This is a genomic window from Parabacteroides sp. CAG:2 (assembly GCF_000436315.1).
GTDB lineage: Bacteria > Bacteroidota > Bacteroidia > Bacteroidales > Tannerellaceae > Parabacteroides > Parabacteroides distasonis.
The window spans coordinates 1-600 of sequence record NZ_FR885322.1 but is presented as its reverse complement, the minus strand read 5'-3'; the positions used below and the strand labels follow the sequence as shown (position 1 = coordinate 600).

Annotated in this window: 1 protein-coding gene; it reads right to left on the bottom strand. The window is 39.2% G+C overall.

The window, feature by feature from the left end:
- Nucleotides 1-179 precede the first annotated feature (179 nt).
- Nucleotides 180-600 (bottom strand): tyrosine-type recombinase/integrase (locus QVP94_RS15430; protein WP_288213295.1); only part of this gene is annotated, 421 nt, incomplete at its 5' end.

Genomic DNA, 600 nt, shown 5'->3' with positions numbered 1-600 from the left:
ATCATTTCTTGTTTCTCCAATATAGCCTGTATTTTAAAAAGATACTGGCAAAAGAAAAAACTAACTATCATCTTTCTTTTACCAGTTTTATCTTATCTACATTTAATTCCCACTTTTAAATCACACATTTCCAGCATATTAGCTCTTAAAATGCGGGAAGTATGGAAAATGCGCTCGTATTACACCACCCACTTATCTCGCATCTCCTTCACAATGTCCTCATCATGTAAGTGCGTATAAATATCCTTGATGTCGTTACCTTCTGCATGCCCCATTATTCGCTCGGCTATTCCGTCACGGATGCCTTTCTTTGCAGCAATTGTTCGGAAACTATGCCGTGCCCGGTGGAAGGTCATTGTCTTATCAATCTTCAAATCTGACATTATATCTTTCAAATAGCGGTTAGTAGGTTGATTGGATATGGGAAGGAAAATCTTTTGGCACGGTTCACCGTTCCCAAGCAGAGCCACGACTATAGGCGATACGATAGGGATTTTATAAGTTACGCTGGTTTTTGTGCGCTCATTACATAATATAAGGTACGTTTCACCTGTATCAACCGTTATCGGTTTGATGTCTGAATAGGTTAGTACAGAGAAC